This window comes from Collimonas sp. OK607 (assembly GCF_900111995.1).
In the GTDB taxonomy this organism is placed as follows: Bacteria; Pseudomonadota; Gammaproteobacteria; order Burkholderiales; family Burkholderiaceae_D; genus Collimonas.
In genome coordinates this window covers 59,157-82,420 of sequence record NZ_FOKF01000008.1, presented here as the reverse complement: position 1 = coordinate 82,420, position 23,264 = coordinate 59,157, and the positions used below count along the sequence as shown (strand labels likewise).

21 protein-coding genes are annotated in these 23,264 nt (G+C 56.1%); 6 read left to right on the top strand and 15 right to left on the bottom strand.

The features are described 5' to 3' along the window. Positions 1-12: 12 nt before the first annotated feature. From BM029_RS07950 to BM029_RS07930, 5 genes are all read left to right on the top strand, one after another. On the top strand, positions 13-1,245 hold the full coding sequence (locus tag BM029_RS07950) for a type II secretion system F family protein (protein WP_092434466.1): 1,233 nt from the start codon (positions 13-15) through the stop codon (positions 1,243-1,245). Beyond that, on the top strand, positions 1,245-2,111 hold the full coding sequence (locus tag BM029_RS07945) for a prepilin peptidase (RefSeq protein WP_092434463.1): 867 nt from the start codon (positions 1,245-1,247) through the stop codon (positions 2,109-2,111). Before BM029_RS07950 ends, BM029_RS07945 begins: the two co-directional genes overlap by 1 nt. Before the next feature lie 6 nt (positions 2,112-2,117). Next, complete coding sequence (coaE, locus tag BM029_RS07940; RefSeq protein ID WP_092434461.1) at positions 2,118-2,768, top strand: dephospho-CoA kinase; 651 nt, start codon at positions 2,118-2,120, stop codon at positions 2,766-2,768. Positions 2,769-2,937: 169 nt separating this feature from the next. Further along, entirely contained in the window at positions 2,938-3,693 is a 756-nt protein-coding gene (gene zapD, locus BM029_RS07935) for a cell division protein ZapD (protein WP_092434458.1), read from the top strand. A 41-nt stretch (positions 3,694-3,734) separates the two neighbouring features. Further along, positions 3,735-3,923: a DNA gyrase inhibitor YacG gene (locus BM029_RS07930; RefSeq protein ID WP_092415183.1), complete on the top strand. Its 189-nt coding sequence runs from the start codon at positions 3,735-3,737 to the stop codon at positions 3,921-3,923. A 19-nt stretch (positions 3,924-3,942) separates the two neighbouring features. Here BM029_RS07930 and mutT read toward each other — a convergent pair whose 3' ends face one another. The 5 genes from mutT to BM029_RS07905 all read right to left on the bottom strand — a co-directional run bounded on the left by mutT (position 3,943) and on the right by BM029_RS07905 (position 10,800). Then, entirely contained in the window at positions 3,943-4,371 is a 429-nt protein-coding gene (mutT, locus tag BM029_RS07925) for an 8-oxo-dGTP diphosphatase MutT (protein WP_256381602.1), read from the bottom strand. Next, positions 4,368-5,243: an ATP-binding protein gene (locus tag BM029_RS07920; protein ID WP_092434455.1), complete on the bottom strand. Its 876-nt coding sequence runs from the start codon at positions 5,241-5,243 to the stop codon at positions 4,368-4,370. The genes mutT and BM029_RS07920 overlap by 4 nt, the downstream gene beginning before the upstream one ends. Positions 5,244-5,435: 192 nt before the next feature. After that, positions 5,436-6,674 (bottom strand): bifunctional glutamate N-acetyltransferase/amino-acid acetyltransferase ArgJ, encoded by a 1,239-nt coding sequence (argJ, locus tag BM029_RS07915; RefSeq protein ID WP_092434452.1) that lies wholly within the window; start codon positions 6,672-6,674, stop codon positions 5,436-5,438. A 178-nt stretch (positions 6,675-6,852) separates the two neighbouring features. Continuing rightward, positions 6,853-9,612 (bottom strand): preprotein translocase subunit SecA, encoded by a 2,760-nt coding sequence (gene secA / locus BM029_RS07910; protein WP_092434450.1) that lies wholly within the window; start codon positions 9,610-9,612, stop codon positions 6,853-6,855. Positions 9,613-9,846: 234 nt separating this feature from the next. Continuing rightward, positions 9,847-10,800: a M23 family metallopeptidase gene (locus tag BM029_RS07905; RefSeq protein ID WP_092434447.1), complete on the bottom strand. Its 954-nt coding sequence runs from the start codon at positions 10,798-10,800 to the stop codon at positions 9,847-9,849. A gap of 432 nt (positions 10,801-11,232) precedes the next feature. Between BM029_RS07905 and BM029_RS07900 the strand changes: the two genes are divergently transcribed. Further along, positions 11,233-11,634, top strand: a complete 402-nt coding sequence (locus BM029_RS07900) for a hypothetical protein (protein WP_371329099.1) — start codon at positions 11,233-11,235, stop codon at positions 11,632-11,634. 75 nt (positions 11,635-11,709) lie between these two features. Here BM029_RS07900 and lpxC read toward each other — a convergent pair whose 3' ends face one another. The 10 genes from lpxC to murD all read right to left on the bottom strand — a co-directional run bounded on the left by lpxC (position 11,710) and on the right by murD (position 23,229). Next, on the bottom strand, positions 11,710-12,645 hold the full coding sequence (lpxC, locus tag BM029_RS07895) for a UDP-3-O-acyl-N-acetylglucosamine deacetylase (protein ID WP_092434442.1): 936 nt from the start codon (positions 12,643-12,645) through the stop codon (positions 11,710-11,712). Between the two features lie 160 nt (positions 12,646-12,805). Next, positions 12,806-13,312: a peroxiredoxin gene (locus BM029_RS07890; RefSeq protein WP_092434623.1), complete on the bottom strand. Its 507-nt coding sequence runs from the start codon at positions 13,310-13,312 to the stop codon at positions 12,806-12,808. A 241-nt stretch (positions 13,313-13,553) separates the two neighbouring features. Beyond that, on the bottom strand, positions 13,554-14,729 hold the full coding sequence (ftsZ, locus tag BM029_RS07885) for a cell division protein FtsZ (RefSeq protein WP_092355524.1): 1,176 nt from the start codon (positions 14,727-14,729) through the stop codon (positions 13,554-13,556). Between the two features lie 157 nt (positions 14,730-14,886). Next, positions 14,887-16,119, bottom strand: coding sequence for a cell division protein FtsA (gene ftsA, locus BM029_RS07880; RefSeq protein ID WP_092415167.1), 1,233 nt, complete (start codon positions 16,117-16,119; stop codon positions 14,887-14,889). Positions 16,120-16,129: 10 nt separating this feature from the next. Beyond that, positions 16,130-16,897, bottom strand: coding sequence for a cell division protein FtsQ/DivIB (locus BM029_RS07875; protein ID WP_092434438.1), 768 nt, complete (start codon positions 16,895-16,897; stop codon positions 16,130-16,132). A 75-nt stretch (positions 16,898-16,972) separates the two neighbouring features. Further along, positions 16,973-17,959, bottom strand: coding sequence for a D-alanine--D-alanine ligase (locus BM029_RS07870; protein WP_092434435.1), 987 nt, complete (start codon positions 17,957-17,959; stop codon positions 16,973-16,975). Positions 17,960-17,973: 14 nt separating this feature from the next. After that, positions 17,974-19,380 carry a UDP-N-acetylmuramate--L-alanine ligase gene (gene murC, locus BM029_RS07865; protein WP_092434430.1) on the bottom strand — a complete coding sequence of 469 codons (1,407 nt, stop codon included), beginning with the start codon at positions 19,378-19,380 and terminating at the stop codon, positions 17,974-17,976. Next, a complete protein-coding gene (gene murG, locus BM029_RS07860; protein WP_092434425.1) occupies positions 19,377-20,474 on the bottom strand; it encodes an undecaprenyldiphospho-muramoylpentapeptide beta-N-acetylglucosaminyltransferase in 1,098 nt (365 codons plus the stop codon). Before murG ends, murC begins: the two co-directional genes overlap by 4 nt. Continuing rightward, positions 20,471-21,706, bottom strand: a complete 1,236-nt coding sequence (gene ftsW / locus BM029_RS07855) for a putative lipid II flippase FtsW (RefSeq protein ID WP_092434422.1) — start codon at positions 21,704-21,706, stop codon at positions 20,471-20,473. Before ftsW ends, murG begins: the two co-directional genes overlap by 4 nt. Next, positions 21,703-23,229, bottom strand: coding sequence for a UDP-N-acetylmuramoyl-L-alanine--D-glutamate ligase (gene murD / locus BM029_RS07850; protein ID WP_092434419.1), 1,527 nt, complete (start codon positions 23,227-23,229; stop codon positions 21,703-21,705). The genes ftsW and murD overlap by 4 nt, the downstream gene beginning before the upstream one ends. Between the last annotated feature and the right edge of the window lie 35 nt (positions 23,230-23,264).

The following is a 23,264-nucleotide window of genomic DNA, read 5'->3' as shown; positions in this document are numbered from 1 at the left end:
GGGGAATAGTTCATGGCAACTGCCGCACGTAGCGCTGCAAGCTCACGTCAGGTCAAGGAGTGGGTTTATCTTTGGGAGGGCAAAGATAAAAAGGGCAAGGTAATTCGAGGTGAATTGCGCGCAGGCAGCGAGACCGTGGTCAACGTCACCATGCGGCGTCAGGGTATCCTTGTCACCAAAGTCAAAAAGAAGACTTTCCGCAGCGGAAAGAAAATTTCCGACAAGGATATTTCCTTGTTTACCCGTCAACTGGCGACCATGATGAAGGCTGGCGTGCCGCTGCTGCAGTCCTTCGATATCGTCGCCAAGGGCCATGCCAATCCGTCGGTATCGAAACTGGTGAATGATATCCGTGGCGATGTTGAAACCGGTACCAGCCTGAGCCAGGCATTCCGCAAGTTTCCGCTGTATTTCGACCCGCTCTTCTGCAATCTGGTCGGCGCCGGCGAACAAGCCGGTATCCTGGAAGATTTGCTGGAACGGCTGGCGATCTACAAAGAAAAAACCCTCGCTATCAAAAGCAAGATTAAATCGGCCATGTTCTATCCAGTCTCTATTCTTGCGGTGGCCTTTATCGTTACTGCTGTCATCATGATCTGGGTGGTGCCGGCGTTCAAACAGGTATTTTCCAGCTTCGGCGCCGACTTGCCGGCACCGACCCTTTTCGTGATGGCCATCTCGGATTTCACGGTGTCTAACTGGTACATCATCTTCCCTACCATATTTGCCGGCTTGTACCTGTTCTTCCAATCTTGGAGACGTTCGCTGAAAGTGCAGCGTTTCATGGACCAGGCGCTGCTAAAAGCGCCAATTTTCGGCCCGGTGATACGTAAAGCCACGATTGCGCGCTGGACCCGCACTTTGGCAACCATGTTTGCCGCCGGCGTGCCATTGGTGGAGTCGCTCGATTCCGTAGGCGGCGCATCGGGCAATGCGGTTTATCTGGACGCAACCAAAAAAATTCAGAGCGAAGTCAGCACCGGCACCAGTTTGACAACTGCAATGGAAAACTCCAATGTGTTCCCGAACATGGTGACGCAGATGGTATCAATCGGGGAAGAGTCCGGCTCGCTGGATAACATGCTGGGTAAAGTTGCCGATTTCTATGAAGCAGAAGTGGATGATGCCGTGGCATCCTTGTCCAGTCTCATGGAACCATTAATCATGGTCATCCTGGGCGTACTGATCGGTGGCCTGGTTATCGCCATGTATCTGCCAATTTTCAAACTGGGTTCGGTGGTCTGATGCAAGATGGTATTTTTTTCCTGGCGGCGGGAAGCCTGCTTCCCACCGCACTGGCAGCTGTTTTTGGATTGTTGATCGGCAGTTTCCTGAATGTAGTGATTCATAGATTACCGATCATGATGCAGCGTGAATCGGACAATTATGTCGCCCACGAAAGCGGCAAGCCACTGCCCCATACCGAGCGTTACAACCTGGTGGTGCCGCGTTCGGCCTGCCCGCAATGCAAACGCCAGATCGGCGCGCTGGAGAATGTGCCGGTACTGAGTTACCTGGCTTTACGCGGTAAATGCGCTGGCTGCAAGACCCCGATCTCGATCCGCTATCCGCTGGTCGAAGCATTGACCGGCGCCCTGTCAGCACTGCTGATCTGGCACTTCGGCAGCGGCTGGCTCGGCTTGGCGACCTTGGTGTTTGTCTATCTGCTGATCGCGATGACATTTATCGATGCCGATACACAATTGCTGCCCGATGACCTGACTCTGCCTTTGTTATGGATCGGCCTACTGCTAAACCTGTCCGGCCTGTTCGTGCCGTTGCAGGACGCCGTGATTGGCGCTGCTGCCGGCTATCTGAGCCTGTGGACGATTTACTGGGCATTCAAACTGCTGACCGGCAAAGAGGGCATGGGATACGGCGACTTCAAGTTGCTGGCCGCGCTTGGCGCCTGGCTGGGCTGGAAAATGCTCCCCATCGTTATCCTGTTTTCGTCACTAGTGGGCGCGGCAGTCGGCATTGCACTCATCGTTTTTACCCGCCACGGACGCGACAAACCGATCCCTTTCGGCCCCTATCTGGCTGCCGCCGGCTTGCTCGCCTTGCTTTATGGCCGGACAATTCTGGAAACTTATTTCGGTTTTGCTACCTAACATCGTATGAACCAGCACGATGCGGCAAATGACGACAAGCTAGCGCCAACCACTGACAGATTCACCGTCGGCCTGACCGGCGGTATCGGCAGCGGCAAAACCACCGTTGCCAACATGTTTGCCGAACGCGGCGCCGCCGTTATCGACACCGATGCCATCGCCCATCAGCTGACCGCGGCGAATGGCATCGCCATCGCGCCGATTATTGCCGAATTCGGCAGCGCCTTCATCGACGCCAACGGCGCCATGGACAGAGCAAAAATGCGTGCCCATGTATTTTCAGATGCGTCGGCAAAACAGCGCCTGGAATCGATTTTGCATCCCTTGATCCGGGCCGAAACCGCCAGCGCGGCGGAACGTGCTGAAGGCGCGTACGTGATCTTCGTGGTACCTCTGTTGATTGAGTCCGGCAACTGGACGCAACGGGTAAAGCGCATACTTGTCGTGGATTGCGACGAACAGGTTCAATTACATCGCGTGATGCAGCGCAATGCGCTGAACCAGTCACAAGTACAAGCCATCATGGCGACACAAGCCACCAGACAGCAACGCCTGCAGGCCGCCGACGATGTGATTATCAATAATAGCGACCCAGCTGCGCTATTGCCGCAAGTAGTCCGATTACATGCGCTGTATGATGCAATGAGGAAGCAATGAGTAGATCGTTATAATGGTATAAAGCTTTATACTAAAGCCGCGTATTAAAACTCTATTTTTCAAGCGAAAACCTCTCGCTCAATGTTAAAAATAGAAGGGCATTTGTAATTTCTGTTCGCATCGTTCAGAATCATGTCTTATCCGGCTCAAATTCTTAAGGGATGTCACTTTGATCGTCTACGAATATCCTTTCAACGAGCGCATTCGCACCCTGTTGCGGCTGGAAGACCTGCACGAAAGATTTGGGTTTTTCGTACAACAGGAAAGTCCGTTACAGCACCATGTCGCGCTCTCCACCATTTTCGAGATGCTGGAGGTCGCTGGACGCGCCGATTTGAAATCGGATTTGCTGCAAGAACTGGAACGGCAAAAACAAACCCTGCTCGGCTTTAAATCCAATCCGAACGTCGCTCCCGATATGCTGGACGCCATCTTGCAGGAGATCGACAGGGTCAGCACCGCGCTCATGGCGACCCAGGGGAAAACCGGCCAGCATATACGCGAGAACGAATGGTTGATGAGCATCCGCGGCCGCACCATCATTCCCGGCGGCGCCTGTGAATTCGACTTGCCTTCGTATTACGCCTGGCAGCAACATCCGGCGGAACGACGATTTGCCGACATTATTGGCTGGTTTGGGCCATTGGCGCCCTTGTTCGACGCGATCAGCATCGTATTACGATTGCTGCGGGAAACCGGAAGTTCGGTAAAAATAGACGCACAAAACGGCAGTTACCAGCAAATGCTGCAAGGGAAGTCTTATCAGATGCTACGCCTGATCATCGATGAGCAACTCGCCGCCATCCCTGAAATTTCGGCCAACAAATACATGTTGTGGGTGCGCTTTACCAGGCAAGGTGGTGATCTGAAGCCCAAAGCGTACGAGGGCGATGTACCATTCGAGCTGACTCTTTGTAATTTTTAACTGCTTTTCGATTGTTTTCGAATGTTTTTTGATAGATTTGTATGACTACTACCGTTGATTGCCCGACTTGCGGCATAAAAGTTGAATGGATTGCAGCTAACAAGTTCCGACCTTTTTGCTCGGAACGCTGCAAGCAGATCGACCTGGGTGCCTGGGCTGAAGAGAAATACGCGATCCCTGCAGTCAATCCCCCGGATGAGATTGATGATGATGGCAAGCTGCCGCAGTAGTTCCAGCATTACCGATAGATTAAACGTTAGCGCCCTCGCGGCGCCATTCGTCCAGCCATTCAATCAAGGGGATCGCCGCCGGCAGCAGGGGCTCCACGCCTACACTGCCTTGCCAGGAAAACGCCTGCCCTTCCAGGCTTTGCGGCTCGCCACGCCATTCACGACTAATGTAGAAATGCAGGCGCACCCGCGCATGCGGATAGTGATGCTCAATCCCGCACCACGGTTCCGCAGAGGCGATTTCAATCCCTAGCTCTTCCATCAGCTCGCGCTTGAGCGCATCGAAAATCGACTCGCCGGACTCTACCTTCCCTCCCGGGAACTCCCAATATCCCGCCATCGGCTTGCCTTCCGGCCGCTGTCCCAGCAACACATCGCCGTTAGGCTTCATCAGAATGCCCACAGCCACGTTCACCGGCACCCGCTCAGGAGAGACCAGCGTGCTCACGATTGCTGCAGCCGGCCAGCGTAATCACGCGCGAATTGCCATGCAACCCGGCCCGAACGCGAGGCCCGCTGCAAGGCCCAGCGCAAGGCGTCGCCACGGGCTTCGGCGATCTGCTCTGCTGTGCAGCCGAAATGGCCTAGCCAATGGCTGACGATATCCAGGTAATCGTCCTGCTTGAATGGGTAAAACGACACCCACAGCCCAAAACGTTCGGAAAGTGAAATCTTTTCCTCGACGGTTTCACCCGGATGCAAGTCACCATCCTCGGTAGTTTTATAAGTGGCGTTGTCGGACATCCGTTCCGGCAGCAAATGGCGACGGTTGGAAGTTGCATAAATCAACACATTATCCGATTGCGCGGCGATGCTGCCGTCGAGCGCGACTTTGAGTGCCTTGTAACCGCTCTCGCCCTCTTCAAACGAAAGGTCGTCGCAAAAAATGATGAAGCGCTCAGGACGCTCTGCCACCAGATCGACAATATCGGGTAATGCCGCCAAATCGTCCTTATCTACCTCTATCAGACGCAAACCCTGGGATGCATACTGGTTCAGGCAAGCTTTGATCAAGGACGACTTGCCGGTGCCGCGGGCACCGGTCAACAGCACATTATTCGCCGGCCTGCCATCGACGAACTGGCGGGTATTCTGGTCGATCTGCTGCTTTTGTATTTCGATATTGTGCAGGTCTGCCAGCGCAATATCCGAGATATGGCCAACCGCCTGCAAGTAGCCGCCAGCCGATCCGCCACGATGGCGCCAGCGAAAAGCTGTTGCCGCCTGCCAGTCGGGAGCCGCCTTGGCCGGCGGCAGAATGGATTCAAGGCGACCTAGCAGGGCTTCGGCGCGGAGTAGGAATTGATCTAATTGAGTCATGGCTGAGGGAGGTCGATAGCGTTGATAGCGTTGATAGCGTTGATAGCGTTGATAGTGGATGGAATGATTACCCCATTCTGACGCAAAGCAAAACGATGCTGGATGAATATTATTTGTCGGAACGGATTTGCAGCTCCACCATCCGGCCGAAGCCGGCCGGGATGGCACTTGATCTTCAAAAAAACTACAGTATCAAGAACGATAGTCAGCGTTAATCGACACATAGTCATGCGATAAATCGCAAGTCCAGATGGTCGCCGCCGCATCGCCGCGCGCCAACTGCACCCGTACCGTAATTTCGCTTTGTTTCATTACGCGCTGACCGTCAGCTTCCTGATATTCGGGATTGCGGCCACCATTTTTGGCCACCAACACGTCATCCAGATACATATCCAGTTTACTGACATCCAGATCGTCGACACCGGCATAGCCGATCGCCGCCAAAATCCGCCCGAGATTCGGATCTGAAGCAAAGAATGCCGTCTTTACCAGCGGCGAGTGCGCGATCGAATAGGCGATCTTGCGGCATTCGGCAACATCCTGGCCCTGCTCCACGGTAACCGTGATGAACTTGGTGGCGCCTTCGCCATCCCGAATGATCATTTGCGCCAGATGCTGGGAAATATCGGTGACGGCAGCTGCCAGCTCCGCATATTCCGGGCTGTCGACACTATTGACTTCCAGTTCGCCGGCACCGGTGGCGATCAGCATGAACGAATCGTTGGTCGAAGTATCGCCATCGATAGTGATGCAGTTGAACGAGCGGTCGGCGGCCTGCCGCACCATCTTCTCCAATACCGGCTGCGCCACTTTTGCATCGATAGCGAGGAAGCCGAGCATGGTCGCCATATTCGGCTTGATCATGCCTGCCCCCTTGCTGATGCCCGACAGCGTTACCGCTTTACCGGTGATCGTCAGGCGGCGCGAAGCAGCTTTCGGCTGGGTATCGGTAGTCATGATGGACTCGGCGGCATTGAACCAGTTGTCGCCCTTCAGGTTACCTATAGCCTGTGGCAAACCGGCGGTAACGCGCTCCACCGGCAGCGGCTCAAGGATCACCCCGGTCGAGAACGGCAATATCTGCGCCGCATGGCAGCCCAGCAATTCCGCCAGCGCATCGCAAGTGGCATTGGCTGCCGCCAGGCCGGCCTCACCGGTGCCGGCGTTGGCGTTGCCGGTATTGATCAGCAGCGCACGGATCGGCTCGCCGGAAATCTCGGCGGCGGCCAAATGCGCTTTACTCACTTGCACCGGCGCGGCGCAAAAACGGTTTTGCGTGAATACCCCGGCCACCGTCGCGGTCGGCGCCAGCTTCATCACCAGCAAGTCCTTGCGATTCGCTTTACGCACACCGGCCTCGGCGTGACCAAGTTCGATGCCGGCTACAGGCAGCAAGTCGGCGGCGACAGGAATAGGGGAATTGACGGCCATGAGAATCCTTAACTAGGTGTAAATGTTGGCGGCGTTGGTTTGCCGGGAAAATGTTTATTTTAAGGGGTATGAAGGGGTGTGGCGAGACCACGTGTAAATCTGCTGCAACAATAGCAAAGGGCGGGTTTCCCCGCCCTGCTTTAGCTATTGCTTATTACTTACTACCGATCACTCCTGATTACATCAGTTGACCGTGGCATTGCTTGTATTTCTTGCCACTGCCGCAAGGGCAAGGGTCGTTACGGCCGACTTTCGGTACCGCATTGCCCTGCTGGTGCGACTCATCGCTATGTGCAGTTGGCGCCAGCAATGCTTCCGGTGCTGCACTTGGATCGAAATCAGCGTGTTGATAATGCACATTTTCAACGTGGGATTGCGCCATCTCTTCTTCTGCAGCAGCAATTTCTTCACGGTTTTCGATGCGTACCGTCATCACCACCTTGACCACTTCATTCTTGATCAGATCCAGCATCTGGCCGAACAATTCAAACGCTTCGCGCTTGTATTCCTGCTTCGGATTCTTTTGCGCGTAACCGCGCAGATGAATCCCCTGGCGCAGATGGTCCAGTGCCGCCAGATGTTCACGCCAATGGCTGTCGACGCTTTGCAGCATGACGCTACGCTCGAAACCGGCAAACGATTCCTTGCCGACGATTTCAGTCTTGGCATCGTAGGTAGTGTTAGCCGCCGTCAGCACACGCTCCAGCAGCTCCTCGTCGGTCAGGTTCGGCTCCGCCTTCAACATCTCGCCCAACGGCACTTCCAGATGCAGGTCGTTCGCCAAAGCTGTTTCCAGCGCAGGAATATTCCACTGCTCTTCGAGCGACTCTTCCGGCACGTAGGTGCGGAAGGTGTCATCCAGCACGCCTTCACGCAATGATGCAACCGTCTCGGAAACGCCTTGCGATTCCAGCAGCTCATTACGCTGCTGATAGATCACTTTGCGCTGATCGTTGGCGACATCGTCATATTCCAGCAACTGCTTACGAATATCGAAGTTACGCGCTTCAACTTTGCGCTGCGCCGATTCAATCGAGCGCGATACGATGCCAGCCTCGATCGGCTCGCCTTCCGGCATTTTCAGACGATCCATGATGGCGCGCACGCGGTCGCCGGCGAAGATGCGCAGCAAAGCGTCATCCAGCGACAGGTAGAAACGCGAGGAACCCGGATCGCCCTGGCGAGCGGCACGGCCACGCAACTGGTTATCCACCCGGCGCGATTCATGACGCTCGGTACCGATGATATGCAAGCCGCCCGAATTGACCACGTGGTCATGCAGCGATTGCCATTCATCGCGCAACTTGTCGGAGCGCAGTTGTTTTTCAGTTTCGCTAAGCGCCGCATCGGCTTCGATGAACTGGATTTGTTTCTCGACATTTCCGCCCAACACGATGTCGGTACCACGACCGGCCATGTTGGTAGCGATAGTGATCGCTTGCGGACGGCCTGCCTGTGCAATGATTTCCGCCTCGCGCGCATGTTGCTTGGCGTTCAGCACATTGTGCGGCAGCTTGGCCTTAGCCAGAATCCCGGCCAGCAATTCCGAATTTTCGATCGAGGTGGTACCCACCAGCACCGGCTGTCCACGCTCGTAGCAATCCTGAATATCCTTCAGCATCGCCATGTATTTTTCCTGCGCAGTCTTGTAGACCTGATCCTGCCGGTCCTTACGCTGATTCGGACGATTTTGCGGGATTACCACGGTTTCCAGACCGTAGATTTCCTGGAATTCGTACGCTTCGGTATCGGCGGTACCGGTCATGCCGGCCAGCTTGCCGTACATGCGGAAATAATTCTGGAAGGTGATCGAGGCCAGGGTCTGATTCTCGTTCTGGATCTTGACGCCTTCTTTTGCTTCGACCGCCTGGTGCAAACCATCCGACCAGCGACGGCCAGTCATCATGCGGCCGGTGAATTCATCGACAATGACGATTTCGCCATTTTGCACCACGTAGTGTTGATCCTTGAAGTACAGGGAATGGGCTCGCAGTGCCGCGTACAGGTGATGGATCAGGCTGATGTTGGCAGCGTCGTACAACGACGCGCCTTCTGCCAGCAAGCCCATATTGGTGAGGATCTGCTCGGCTTTTTCGTGGCCGGCTTCCGTCAACAGGACCTGATGCGCTTTTTCATCCTTGGTATAGTCGCCAGGCACTTCAACCTTGCCCTTGCCATCCGGCGTTTCTTCACCGATTTGCTGAATCAGCATTGGCGGCACTTCATTGATCTTGTAATACAGATCGGTATGATTTTCAGCCTGGCCGGAAATGATCAGCGGGGTACGCGCTTCGTCGATCAGGATCGAGTCGACTTCATCGACGATAGCGAAATTCAGGGCACGTTGCACGCGGTCGGTGGCGTCGTACACCATGTTGTCGCGCAGATAGTCGAAACCGAATTCGTTGTTGGTGCCGTAGGTAATGGCAGCCGAGTAAGCAACTTGCTTGGCATCGTGCTCAACCGACGACAGGTTGACGCCGGTAGTCAGACCGAGCCAGCCATACAGGCGCCCCATCCACTCCGCATCGCGCTGCGCCAGGTAATCATTGACGGTCACCACGTGCACGCCCTTGCCGGTCAGCGCATTCAGGTAGGCTGGCAAGGTCGCCATCAGCGTCTTGCCTTCGCCGGTGCCCATTTCGGCAATTTTCCCGTAATGCAATACCATGCCACCGATCAACTGGACGTCGAAGTGGCGCATTTTCAATACCCGTTTGCCGGCTTCGCGGCAAACTGCAAATGCTTCCGGCAACAAAGCGTCGAGCTTCTCGCCGCCGGCAATGCGTTGCTTCAGCTCCGGGGTTTTAGCCTGCAGCTCCGCATCGGACAGTTTTTCGAATGCCGGTTCAAGTGCATTAATTTGTCGGACGACTTTTTTATATTGTTTGAGCAGGCGCTGGTTGCGGCTACCGAAAATCTGGGTCAGTAATGACATGCTTGGATTCTAAAAAAAAGCGCCGGCGGCATTCCGTGGCATCTTGTGAATGGACACGAAACCGGGCTGTGGCTAAATAAATAATCGGAGAATTTTATCATGCAGTCCCCGACACATTGGGGTTATGCGCCAGGAAACAATAGCAAGTTGCGCAAATTGTGCCGTATTGGCTGTCGCATTGACACTCGCATTGACCTTATTCCTGGCAATACTGCTTGCATTACAACAATATCCTTACTTTCCTGCCAATATTGCCGCCTTTGCCAGATCGGTGCCGGCATTCAGGAACTTGCGCGGATCCTGCGCCACGCCTTTGATCCTTACCTCGAAATGCAAATGCGGCCCGGTAGAGCGCCCGGTAGTACCGATATCGGCAATATGCTGGCCGCGCTGCACAATGTCGCCCACTTTAACCAGCAGCCTCGACGCATGCGCATAACGGGTGATGATGTCGTTGCCGTGGTCGATATCGAGCATGTTGCCGTATTGCGGGTGATATTCGGCAGCAATCACCACCCCCGCAGCAGCAGCGACAATCGGGGTGCCGACCGATGCCGGAAAATCCAGCCCTTCATGAAATGCGCTGCGACCGGTAAACGGATCGAGCCGCCAGCCAAAACTTGATGAATTGTAGTTAACGTTAACCGGCTGGTTGGTTGGCAACAGCTTGGATTTGATGCGGTCGCTCATCAGCACGGTTTCAACCACGTTCAGATAATCGGCCCGATAACCGACATCGCGCGACATGGCGTCCAGCGCTTGCTGGAACTCGCTCATGCTCATGTCATGCGAGCGCCTGTCATCCAGGCTGCTGAATTCGGCGCCGCCGCGTCCGGGCGCCTCCTTGAAATTGAATTCTTCCGGCTTGACGCCCGCTAAACCCTGGACCCGCTCGCCCAGCGCATCCAGGCGCATCAGCTGCGCCTGCATTTCACCCAGTTTGATGGCCATCGCCGCCAGGTTTTCTTTCAGGTATTTATCTTTGTCCTGCGGTCCGGCTGCAGAGCTGCTGGCAGCCTTGCCGGCAAACGGCAAACCGACCGCGTAGCGGGCCGTGAGGAAATACAGCAATCCGGTCGCCAGCAATACCGCCAATAGAAAGGCAGCGATCATCAAGGAGATGTGCCTGGCGCCTAAAGTGATGGATTTTGCGCGATTAAAACGCGGGTGCAACAGAATTACCTGCATTGCAGCTCCGGTGACGCCCTGACTGGAGCCTGTTGAGAGTCAATTTGGGAGTGCGAACGTGACGTAGGCGTTGCAGGCCTAGGCGCAACGACGCGACGTAGCGGTGCTACGGCAAGGAGTTGCAACAACGGCATGCGGCGCCTACGGCTCGTTCCCTCCGGGTTCAAACCAAAACGTGCGCTGGACTGCGTTGCATGGCTTGCAGGGGCCTCGGCCCCTGCTGCGCCACGCGCCTTGCCAGCCCACGTTTTGGTTTGAACGCATCTCCCAAATTGATTCTCAATAGGCTCCTGGTCACAGGTGTGATAAGGTTTCACTATCATGCGCAGACTCTCATCAACTCTCTCACCTTCTTCTTACCGGCCAGCGACAACAGGCTCCAGGCCTCAGACTCAAAAAGCCGCAACCGATTTTTTACGGGGAAATGACAAGATGGCGGCATTGCTGCCTGCTGTCACACGCATGGCGGCGCTGCAAAAGCAAATTGCCGCCGAATTGCCTGCCATGTTCAGTACCTGCGAAGTATTGCAATGCGAAGCCGGGCAACTGGTACTATCCGCGCCCAACGCCGCACTTGCAAGCAAATTGAAGCAGCAACTGCCACGCTTGCAAAGCCAATTGCTAGCAGGAAACTGGCAGATTAATGCAATCCGAATCAAAGTGCAAGTAAGCCAAAACCTAACGAAAGCACCTGCCGTCAAGCAAGCCCTGCTTTCATCCAAAGCGGTTTCGGCATTCTCTTCGTTGATGGAAGAACTGGAGCCATCGGCTGCAAACGAAGCACTGAAAAATGCTATCGCAGCGATGGTCAGACGCTATAGCGAGAAGAAATAAATCATCGAATCGCTACAGGCAAAGAATAATGCCATCTTGTAAAAATGACATTATACACAAACACTTGGTAAAAATTCAATTCAACGCCCACTCTTGCCCGACCTGGCGCTGGTAGGCGCCTGGCGCCTCGGCTAACTCCTCGAAGCTGACCACATCATACGCATCCGGCTGAGCCAATAAAGCGCGCAACAACTGGTTATTCAATCCGTGGCCGGACTTGTGGGCAGTGTAACTGGCCAGCAGCGGATGGCCGATCAGGTACAGGTCGCCGATGGCGTCCAGGATCTTGTGGCGCACGAACTCGTTTTCATAGCGCAAGCCGTCGCTGTTGAGGATCCGGTATTCATCCATCACGATCGCATTTTCCAGCGAACCGCCGCGCGCCAGTCCCAGGCCGCGCATGGTTTCCACATCTTGCATAAAGCCGAAGGTACGCGCGCGCGCGATTTCTTTCACATACGACTGGATACTGAAATCGACCTCGGCGGTCTGGCCGGTGCCATCCACTGCCGGGTGATTGAATTCGATAAAGAACTTGAGCTTGAAACCATTGCAAGGATCCAGCCGCGCCCATTTTTCACGGTCGCCCTGGCCTTCGCGGACTTCAACGGATTTTTTGATGCGGACGAATTTCTTGGCGGCGCCCTGCTCTTCCAGCCCGGCCTGCTGTAGCAAAAACACGAACGACGATGCCGAGCCGTCCATGATGGGAATTTCTTCGGCCGTCACGTCGACATACAGATTATCAATGCCAAGCCCGGAGCAGGCAGACATCAAATGCTCGATGGTCGATACCCGCACCCCGTCTTTGACCAGCACCGAGGCCATGCGCGTATCGCCGACTTCGGTAGCTTTTGCTGGGAGGTCGACAGCCGGGTCAATATCGACACGACGGAAAATGATTCCGGTGTCGACGGCGGCCGGACGCAGGGTCAGCTCGACCTTGGTGCCGGAATGGACGCCAATGCCTGTCGTTTTGACAATTTTCTTGATAGTGCGTTGTTTCAACATGATGACATTATAAATCTGACTGATAATTATTCTGTAACGATGTGTAGCCAGTGTGGGGTAAAAAACACGACTTCACGTATTTGATGTTTCTGTCCATACAATTGAAAAGCGGCGCTAGCCTTCAGGCCAGCGCCGCCTTGCCTACAGCCGATAATGCAGTTTAAGCCAGTTGCGCCAGCAGGGTTTCTGCATTGGACACTTCAAACTTGCCGCCTTGCTCAACGTTCAGCTGCGTGACCACGCCGTCGTCGATCAGCGCCGAGAAACGTTGCGAACGCACGCCCATGCCGAACTTGCCGAAATCGGCGTCGAGGCCCAGTGCTTTGACGAAATCAGCATTGCCGTCGGCCAGCAAACGCACGATGCCGGTGGCTTTCTGATCACGACCCCAGGCACCCATGACGAACGCGTCATTGACCGAAATCGCCCAGATCTCATCTACGCCCTTAGCCTTGAATTCCGCTGCGTGCTGGATATAGCCTGGCAGATGCTTGGCCGAACAAGTCGGCGTGAAAGCGCCAGGTACCGCGAACAAAGCGATTTTCTTACCTTTAACCAGATCGCTGACATTGAACGTATTTGGTCCAAGTGCGCAACCTTCGGTTTCGGTTTCGATGAATTCTGCTAATTTGCCTTCTGGCAGGTGATCGCCGATCTTGATAGTCATGATGTAGTCCTTGTCTAGGTAATTGATGGCGCCCCTGAAACTCTCGGCACAACGGTTAATTGAACCGCTTTGCCACATCTCAGAGACATCGAATGTCTGTGGATCCCACAAAAGAAAACGCCGCGCCTTTCGACGCGGCGTGGAACCCGCAGTATGCCTTGTTCCGCAAATTCATGCAGAACGCTGACGCTGATAGCGGGTATTTGATCCCGTCATCAGCGCCGGTCAGAACAACCTGGATTTAGTCGGCCTGCTTGCGCAAGAAAGCCGGGATGTCGTAGGTTTCCATACCGTTCTTTTCCAAAGCCCGCACCGTGTCGGAAGCCGATTCACGACGCCATACCGCCGGCGCCTTCATGCCTTCGAACGAAGAGCTGCCATGTCCCACCGAAGCCTGGCCATGCATCATCGGCTCGTTGTGGGTACCGGTACGCATCATCGGTGCTTGCACCAGTTGCACCGACTTGCGTGCACGGCCGAGGCCGGTTGCCACCACGGTGACGCGGATATCGTCGCCCATGGTTTCGTCGTAGGCAATCCCTTGGGCAATCGATGCATCCGGCGCAGCAAAAGCACGCACGGTTGCCATCACTTCCTTGATTTCCTTACCCTTCAGGCTGCGGCTGGCAGTAACGTTGACCAACACCCCTCGGGCGCCGGACAAATCGATGCCATCCAACAACGGCGAAGCAACTGCCTGCTCCGCTGCCAGACGCGCGCGATCTACGCCGTGCGCAGTAGCAGTACCCATCATTGCCTTGCCTTGTTCGCCCATGATGGTCTTGACGTCATTGAAGTCGACGTTGATGTGACCAGGCACGTTGATGATTTCGGCGATCCCGGCAACGGCATTGTTGAGGACGTCGTCGGCGTGTTGCAGCCACTCCATCATGCTGTCGTCTTCATAAATCTCTTCGAGTTTTTCGTTGAGAATGATGATTAGCGAATCGACATGCTGGGACAATGCTTCCAGACCTTCATCGGCGATGTCCATGCACTTCTGGCCTTCGTAGGAGAATGGCTTCGACACCACCGCCACCGTCAGCGCGCCTTGCTCCTTGGCGATCTGCGCCACCACCGGTGCAGCACCGGTGCCGGTGCCGCCGCCCATGCCTGCGGCGATGAACACCATGTGCGCACCGCGCAGTGCATCTTCGATGCGGCTACGCGATTCTTCGGCCAGCTGGCGGCCAACCGACGGCTTCATACCGGCACCCAGGCCGGTCTCGCCGATCTGGATAACGTTATGCGCCTTCGATTGCTTAAGCGCCTGTGCATCAGTGTTAGCGGCAATGAACTCCACGCCGGACACACCCTTGTTGATCATATGTTGGACCGCATTACCACCAGCGCCACCGACACCGACGACTTTAATCACGGTGCCCAAAGTTGCATTGTCAAGCATATCGATTTCCATGATATTTCCTCATAAAGATGCAGCATTCAGTCAATAGGCATCACGCTGTGTGAGGCCTAGCAACTGACAACTGCGTGTTGCACAAACAACGTTAAAAACAAATCTCGTATTGAAAAACGGTCTAAATAAACGTAACTCAGCAATATAAAAAAACGTATCAAAAATTACCCAGGAACCACTCCTTCATACGCTGCCAGATTGCCTTCGCCGAGCCTTCCTGACGTGTCACGATGTAGCCACGCAGGTACTGTTTTTTTGCTTCCAGCAGCAAACCCAGTACGGTCGAATAACGCGGGCTACGCACGACATCAGCCAGCTGACCGTGATACTCCGGAGTGCCCAGGCGCGCAGGCTTGAGGAAAATATCCTCCGCCAGTTCAATCATGCCGGGCATCATTGCCGAGCCGCCGGTCAGCACCACACCGCTCGACAATACCTCTTCATACCCTGACTCGCGCACTACCTGGTGCACCAGCGCGAACAATTCTTCCACGCGCGGTTCGATCACTGCCGCCAAAGCCTGGCGCGACAAGGTGCGTGGATTGCGATCGCCCAGGCCAGGCACTTCCAGCGTTTCACCCGGGTCGGCCAGGATCTGTTTGGCCACGCCGTAACGCAGCTTGATTTCTTCTGCCTCATTGGTCGGCGTACGCAGCGCCATCGCAATGTCGTTGGTAATCTGGTCGCCGGCAATCGGAATCACCGCGGTATGCCGGATCGCACCTTCCGTGAATACCGCAACGTCGGTAGTCCCGCCACCGATATCAACCAGCACCACGCCCAACTCTTTCTCGTCAGATGTAAGTACCGCATCTGCCGATGCCAGCGGCTGCAAGGTCAGGTCCGACACTTCCAGTCCACAGCGTCGGATACACTTGACGATGTTCTGTACCGCCGATACCGCACCGGTGACGATGTGTACTTTCACTTCCAGTCGGATGCCGCTCATGCCGATTGGTTCACGCACATCTTCCTGGCTATCGACAATAAATTCCTGCGGCACGGTATGCAGCAATTGCTGGTCGGTAGGAATATTGACTGCCTTGGCCGTTTCTATAACGCGCGAGACGTCGGCTGCGCTGACTTCCTTGTCCTTGATCGCCACCATACCGCTGGAATTGAAGCTGCGGATATGGCTGCCCGCGATCCCGGTGTAGACATTGCGGATCTTGCAGTCGGCCATCAGCTCAGCCTCTTCCAACGCGCGCTGGATAGACTCGACGGTGGCTTCGATATTCACCACCACGCCCTTTTTCAGCCCCTTGGATTCAGCCTGGCCCAGGCCGATGACTTCATGGCGCCCGTCGGACAATACCTCGGCAACCACGGCCACCACTTTGGAGGTACCGATGTCGAGACCGACGATCAAATTTTTTGCGTCTTTTGTCATAGTGTTTCGCTTATTTTTTCTTGCTTCCCAATCCGCTCGACATGCCGCTCGCCTTCAGCGCCAAGCCATTCGGATACCGCATATCTACACTTTCAATCCGGTTCTGCAAACGCGACAGCAGTTGCGGATAGATCTGCACCAGTCGTGCCACGCGGTCTTTCAGCGTGCTCTTGTTCTGCTCTCGCCCCAGCTCTACCGTCATGCCGTTGTTCAGTTTCACAGTCCATGCATAACGCGTGGACAACTCCACCTCAACCGGACTCAGTTTCAGCGGCGCAAACCATGAGCGGAAATCGGCCAGGCGCGCCGTTACATCTTTCTCGCTGCCTTTCGGACCCGACATGCGCAATAACTCGCCGTCTTCTTCCGCTTCGTCCAGGTTGGCGGTAAACAAATCGCCATACACCGACAGCAGACGGCCGTCATCGTCCCATGTCGCCAGCGGCTGATGCTCTTCAATCGTCACGATCAACGTGTTCGGCCATTCACGTTGCACCGCTGCCTTGCGCACCCACGGCACCGACTCGAAAGCGGTACGCACCGTATCCAGGTTGGCGGTAAAAAAATTACCCTTGATGCGAGGCAGTGCGCTGGCCCGGATGATTAATGGATTGACGCGCCGCAGTTCGCTCTTCCCGGCAGCTTCAATCCGAATCGTCTTCAGGGTAAACATCGGGCGCTGCGCCAGCCACCAGACGCCAGACGCCAGCAATGCGAGCGCAGCCAGTCCCAGCAAGGCGCCGGAGATCGCGTTCAACATTTTGATGTCTTGCCACATGGTTATCGACTTTATCGCTTGGATCGTTAGTTAATTCTTAAAATAAATATTTACGCTTTCTTTTTCAAACCGGAATCAATCCGGCTTCCAGTCTTTCGACGGCTTCAAATCCAGCGAGGCCGACTTCAATATTTCGACGCACAGATCTTCGTAACTGACGCCGTCCGCCTTGGCCGCGATCGGCACCAGCGAATGGCCGGTCATGCCTGGTGAAGTGTTGATCTCCAGCAGGAACGGTTCGTTATCCGATGAACGCAACATGAAATCGACCCGCGCCCAGCCTTCGCATCCGAGGGCGTTGAATGCCTGCACTGCCAGCGACTGTATGCGCTGTGTCAAGGCTTCATCCAGCGGCGCCGGGCACAGATACTTGGTATCGTCGGTAAAATATTTATGCTGATAATCGTAATTGCCGTCCGGCGCACGGATCTCGACGACGGGCAAGGCACGGGCATTACGTCCAGCGCCCAACACCGGCACCGTCAACTCGCGTCCGGCAATGAATTCCTCAGCCAGCACCACCTCATCGAATTTGGCGCACAGTGCAAAACCCTCGCTCATGTCTGAATAGCCGACGACCTTGCTGATGCCGATGGTCGAACCTTCATGCGGCGCTTTCAGCATCAGCGGCAAACCCAGCACGTCCGGTACCTGACGCAACTCTTCGCGCGTCGCGCTATGAGCATCCAGAACAATGAAACGCGGCGTCGGCAATGCCATGCTTTGCCAGACACGCTTGGTCATGACCTTGTCCATCGCAATCGCGGACGCCATCACACCCGGACCGGTGTAGGGAATGCCTAACTGTTCCAGCGCGCCTTGCAGCGTACCGTCTTCGCCATAACGGCCGTGCAGGGCGATAAACACGCGATCGAATTTTTCCGCCGCCAGTTCCGCCAGGTTACGCTCGCCCGGATCGAATAGATGGGCGTCGACACCGCGGCTTTTCAAAGCTTGCAACACGCCCGTTCCAGACATGATGGAAACTTCGCGCTCGGCCGAACGCCCGCCGAACAGCACGCCGACTTTTCCGAATTGATGACCTGTCATTTTTTTGCTCATGTCTTTACTCTTGCCTATTGCTCTATCAGTTGCGCCAACTTGCCAGGAACTCCGCTAATCGAGCCTGCTCCCATCGTCATCACCACATCGCCGTCGCGCGCGATGTTCAAAATCGACGCCGGCATATCGTTGATGTCTTCCACAAATACCAGCTCAGCCATGCCGGCTACCCGCAAGGCGTGCGCCAGGGCGCGGCCGTCGGCCGCCACGATCGGCGCTTCGCCGGCGGCATACACCTCCGCCAGCACCAGCACGTCAACCGTAGACAGTACTTTGACAAAATCTTCAAACAAATCGCGGGTACGGGTGTAACGATGCGGCTGGAACACCAGCACCAGACGGCGTCCAGGATAGGCGCCGCGCGCCGCCGAAATCGTCGCTGCGGTTTCCACCGGGTGGTGGCCGTAATCGTCGACCAGCGCAAATTCACCGTTCGGCTTACCGGCGGCGTCCTGCAGTTTGATTTCGCCGTAACGCGTGAAGCGCCGGCCAACGCCGTTAAATTCTGTCAACGCCTGCTGAATCGCAGTGTCCGCAACGCCCAGCTCACGTGCGATCGCAATCGCTGCACAGGCGTTCTGGACATTGTGCATGCCAGGTTGGTTCAGGCTGATCGGCATTGGCGCAAAACCTTTTTGAATCACCGTGAATTGCATGTGGCCGGCCACTGCCTTGGCATCGATGGCGCGCACATCGGCATCTTCATGGAAACCGTAGGTAGTAATCAGCTTGGAAATCTGCGGCATGATTTCGCGCACATTGGCGTCATCCATGCACAACACCGCCACGCCATAAAACGGCAGGCGCTGGGTGAATTCGACAAAGGCCTGCTTCAATTTGTTGAAATCGTGATCATAGGTATCCATATGATCGGCGTCGATATTGGTGATCACTTCGATCACCGGCGACAGATTCAGGAACGAAGCGTCCGATTCATCGGCTTCGGCCACGATAAAGTCGCCAGAACCCAATTTGGCATTGGCGCCGGCACTGGTGAGGCGGCCGCCGATCACGAAAGTCGGATCCAGGCCGCCTTGCGCCAGCACACTCGCCACCAGGCTGGTGGTGGTGGTCTTGCCGTGCGTGCCGGCAATCGCGATGCCGCGCTTGAGGCGCATCAACTCCGCCAGCATGACTGCGCGTGGCACGATAGGAATATGCTTTTCACGCGCAGCAACCACTTCCGGGTTATCCGCTTGCACCGCTGTCGAAGTGACGATCGCGTGCGCCTGATCAATATTTGCCGCCGCGTGCCCTTTGCTGATTTTGGCTCCCAAGCTTACCAAGCGCCGGGTAGCCGCATTGCTGCCGAGATCGGAGCCGGAAATCGTGTAACCGAGATTCAACAGCACCTCTGCGATGCCACTCATGCCGCTACCGCCGATACCTACAAAATGGATATTCTTAACTTTATGTTTCATACGTCACCTGCTAATTCTTCAAGAACCTGCGCGATCGCCTGATTGGCATCGCGCCGGCCGTTTTCATATGCTGCCTGCGCCATCGTTTGGCAGTCCTGACGCGAGATCCGCGTCAACAACGCGGCCAGGCGCTCTTTGCTTAAATCTGTTTGCGGTAAATGAATCGCCGCTTTCTGTGTCGCCATCCAGCGTGCATTGTCGCGCTGGTGCGAAGTAGTCGATGCCACCAGCGGCACCAGTACGCTGGCGACGCCGGCCGCGGTCAGTTCCGAGACCGTAATCGCCCCGGCCCGGCAAATTACGAGATCGGCATCAGCGTAACGGCGCGGCATATCGTCGATAAACGCCACAACCTCTGCTGTTACCCCGGCCGCTGCATAAGCGCTACGCAAGGCATCGATATGCTGCTTGCCGGATTGATGCGTGATGCTTGGCCGCAAATCGGCCGGTATCAAAGCCAGGGCTGCCGGCAAACAATCGTTGAGCGCCTTGGCACCCAGGCTGCCGCCCACCACCAGCAGACGCAATGGGCCGATGCGGCCGCTATAGCGTTCTGCCGGCAACGGTAACGCCAGGATTTCCTTGCGTACCGGATTGCCGGTGACCAGCGCTTTGCTTGCCGCACGTCCGAAATCTGCCGGAAAGCCGAACAACACCCGTTGCGCCAGCGGCGTCAGGGTCTTGTTCGATAACAGCAAGGCCGCATCGGCATTCACCAGCACCAACGGCACGCCGCGCAGACGCGCCATTGCGCCGCCCGGTACTGTCACATAACCACCCATGCCCAGCACTACATCGGCCTGGCGCCGGCCCAGGATACGGAAGCAGGCCGGGAAACTCAGCAGCATGCGCCAGGCTCCACGCAACGTATGCGCCAGGCCTTTGCCGCGCAAGCCGGAAAAAATAATCTTGTCCATCTCGATGCCATGCTGCGGCACCAGATCGCACTCCATGCCGTGAGTGGTTCCAAGCCAGCTCACTTGCCAGCCGCGCGCGCGCATGGTGTCTGCAATCGCCAGGCCCGGAAATATGTGGCCGCCGGTTCCCGCCGCCATGATCAGTAGACGTTTTGCGTTGGTTGTGCTGGAGCTCATGCCCGGCCTCCGCGCATCAGAACCCGATTCTCGTAATCGATACGCAGCAAGATCGCCAAACCGATGCAATTGATCAGCACCCCGGAACCACCGTAGCTCATCAGCGGCAAGGTCAAGCCCTTGGTCGGCAGCAAACCCAGGTTGACACCCATGTTGATGAAGGTCTGCACCCCGATCCAGATGCCGATGCCCTTGGCAGTCAGGCCGGCAAAAGTCTGATCCATGGCGATCGCCTGACGGCCGATTTCAAACGCGCGCTTGATGATCCAGTAAAACAGCATGACCACCACCAGCACGCCGGCAAAACCTAACTCTTCGCCAATCACCGCCAGCAAGAAATCGGTATGGGCTTCCGGCAGATAGTGCAGTTTTTCGACGCTGGCCCCAAGGCCGACGCCAAACAATTCGCCGCGCCCGAATGCGATCAGTGAATGCGACAACTGGTAAGCCTTGCCCAGGGCATTTTCTTCCGCCCACGGATTCAGATAGGCAAAGATCCGCTCACGCCGCCATGGCGACAGCCAGATCACCAAAGTGAACATGCCTGCCAGCATGGCGCCTATGCCGCCGAACCAGATGCCGTTGATCCCGCCTAAAAACAGAATTCCCATGGCGATGCAAACGATCACACCGAGCGCGCCCAGATCCGGCTCCAGCATCAGCAGCAAGCCGACCAGCCCGACTGCGGCAGTCATGGGCAAAAACCCTTTGGTCAGCTTGTGCATCACTTCCTGTTTGCGCACCGTGTAGTTGGCTGCGTACAGGACAATGAACAGCTTCATCAATTCCGACGGTTGCAAATTGAACACCCGGAACGACAGCCAGCGCTTGGCGCCGTTGACGCCGCGCCCCAATCCCGGCACCAGCACCATCGCCAGCAAGATCAGGGTAATCACGAACAGATACGGCGCCCAGCGCTGCCAGGTAGCTATCGGAATCCGGAACGTCACCAACCCCGCAGCCAGCGAGACGCAGATAAAGATCGCCTGCCGTATCAGGAAATGGGCATTCGTGTAATTCGAATACTTGGGCGAGTCCGGCAATGCAATCGAGGCCGAGTACACCATCACCAGTCCGAACAGCATCAGCATTACGACCACCCATACCAACGGCTGGTCGTACTCCATCATTTTCGAACGCTGGACACCAGGCTTCTGGCTGTCGAGCGTGCGCGGCCGCGACGGCGCACTGGCCGCAGGCTTGGCTGAAAATGATGGAAAGGCGAATTTCATAGACCGACCTCACCGCGCGACAGAGCCAGTTCACGTACCGCATCGACGAATACCTGCGCACGATGGGCGTAATTGCGGAACATGTCGAGACTGGCGCACGCCGGCGACAGCAACACGGCATCGCCGGGATGCGCCAGCTCGGCGGCGCGCGTTACGGCCTCTTCCAGCGTGGTGCAGGCAATGATGTCGAGACCTGCCGCATGGCTTTCCACCGCGGCGCGAATTGCAGGTGCGTCGCGGCCAATCAACAGCAGCGCGCGGCCATAGGCAGCCAGCGGCGCCGCCAGCGGGGTGAAATCCTGTCCTTTGCCGTCGCCGCCGGCGATCAGCAACAACCGGCTGGCATTACCGTCGCCATCGGAACCGCGTCCCAATCCGTTCAAGGCCGCTACCGTAGCGCCGACATTGGTGCCTTTGCTGTCGTCGTAATATTCGACGCCGCCAATCGTTGTCACCAGTTCGACCCGATGCGGCTCGCCGTGATACTCGCGCAAACCATGCAGCAACGGCGCAAATGGTAAGTCGATCGCACGGCACAATGCCAATGCCGCCAGGGCGTTGGCCGCATTGTGACGGCCGCGAATCCGCAAGGCGTCAGCCGGCATCAAGCGCTTGACCGAAACCGGCAGCAAGGCAAGTTGTTCTTTCTTGCTTCGCCGTTTCTCTACTCGTTCTTCTTCGTCGCCTGGCACAGCTACCGACAGCCATTGCATGCCGTTATCGCTGACCAAACCAAAACAATCGCCTTCAACCGGCTCGTCAAAACCAAAACTGATACTGTTGCCAGTCTTGAATTGCATCGTCAGAGGATCGTCGCGATTTAACACCCGTACGGTATTGGCACTGAAAATGCGCGCCTTGTCGGCCGCATAGGATTCCATGTCGCCGTGCCAGTCCAGGTGATCCTGGGTGATATTCAAGATGGTCGCGGCATCTGCATGCAGATTGCAGGTTGCATGCAATTGGAAACTGGACAGTTCCAGCACCCAGACCTGCGGCAAAGCATCTTTCTCCAATGCGCTACGCAACACGTCCAGTGCAGCCGGGCTGATGTTGCCCGCCACTTGCACCGTCAAGCCGGCGCGTTCGCACAGCAAACCGGTGAGGCTAGTGACGGTGGTTTTGCCATTGGTGCCGGTGATGGCAATCACTTTCGGTGTATAGGCGTGACTCTCGCGCAATGCCGCCAGGGCTTGCGCAAACACTTCGATTTCGCCCCACACCGGAATATCACGGTCGGTCGCCGCAGACTGAATATCTTTCAGCTCACGGTTCGGCGCCAGCCCCGGGCTGGTCACAACAAAGTCGATGCCGTCCAGCAGACTGATAGCGAAGCTGCCGTCCTCGCCAGAGGCGATGAATTCCACTGCCGGGATTGCCTGTTGCAACAGCGGCAGGCGTTCCGGTGCACTGCGCGTGTCGGCCACGCGCACTGTCGCACCGCAATGTGCCAGCCACAATGCGGATGCCAGGCCCGATTCTCCGAGCCCTAATACCAGAACATGTTTACCCGTATAGTTCATTGACGCTTACTTTCTACAGTATCACTACCTGAGCA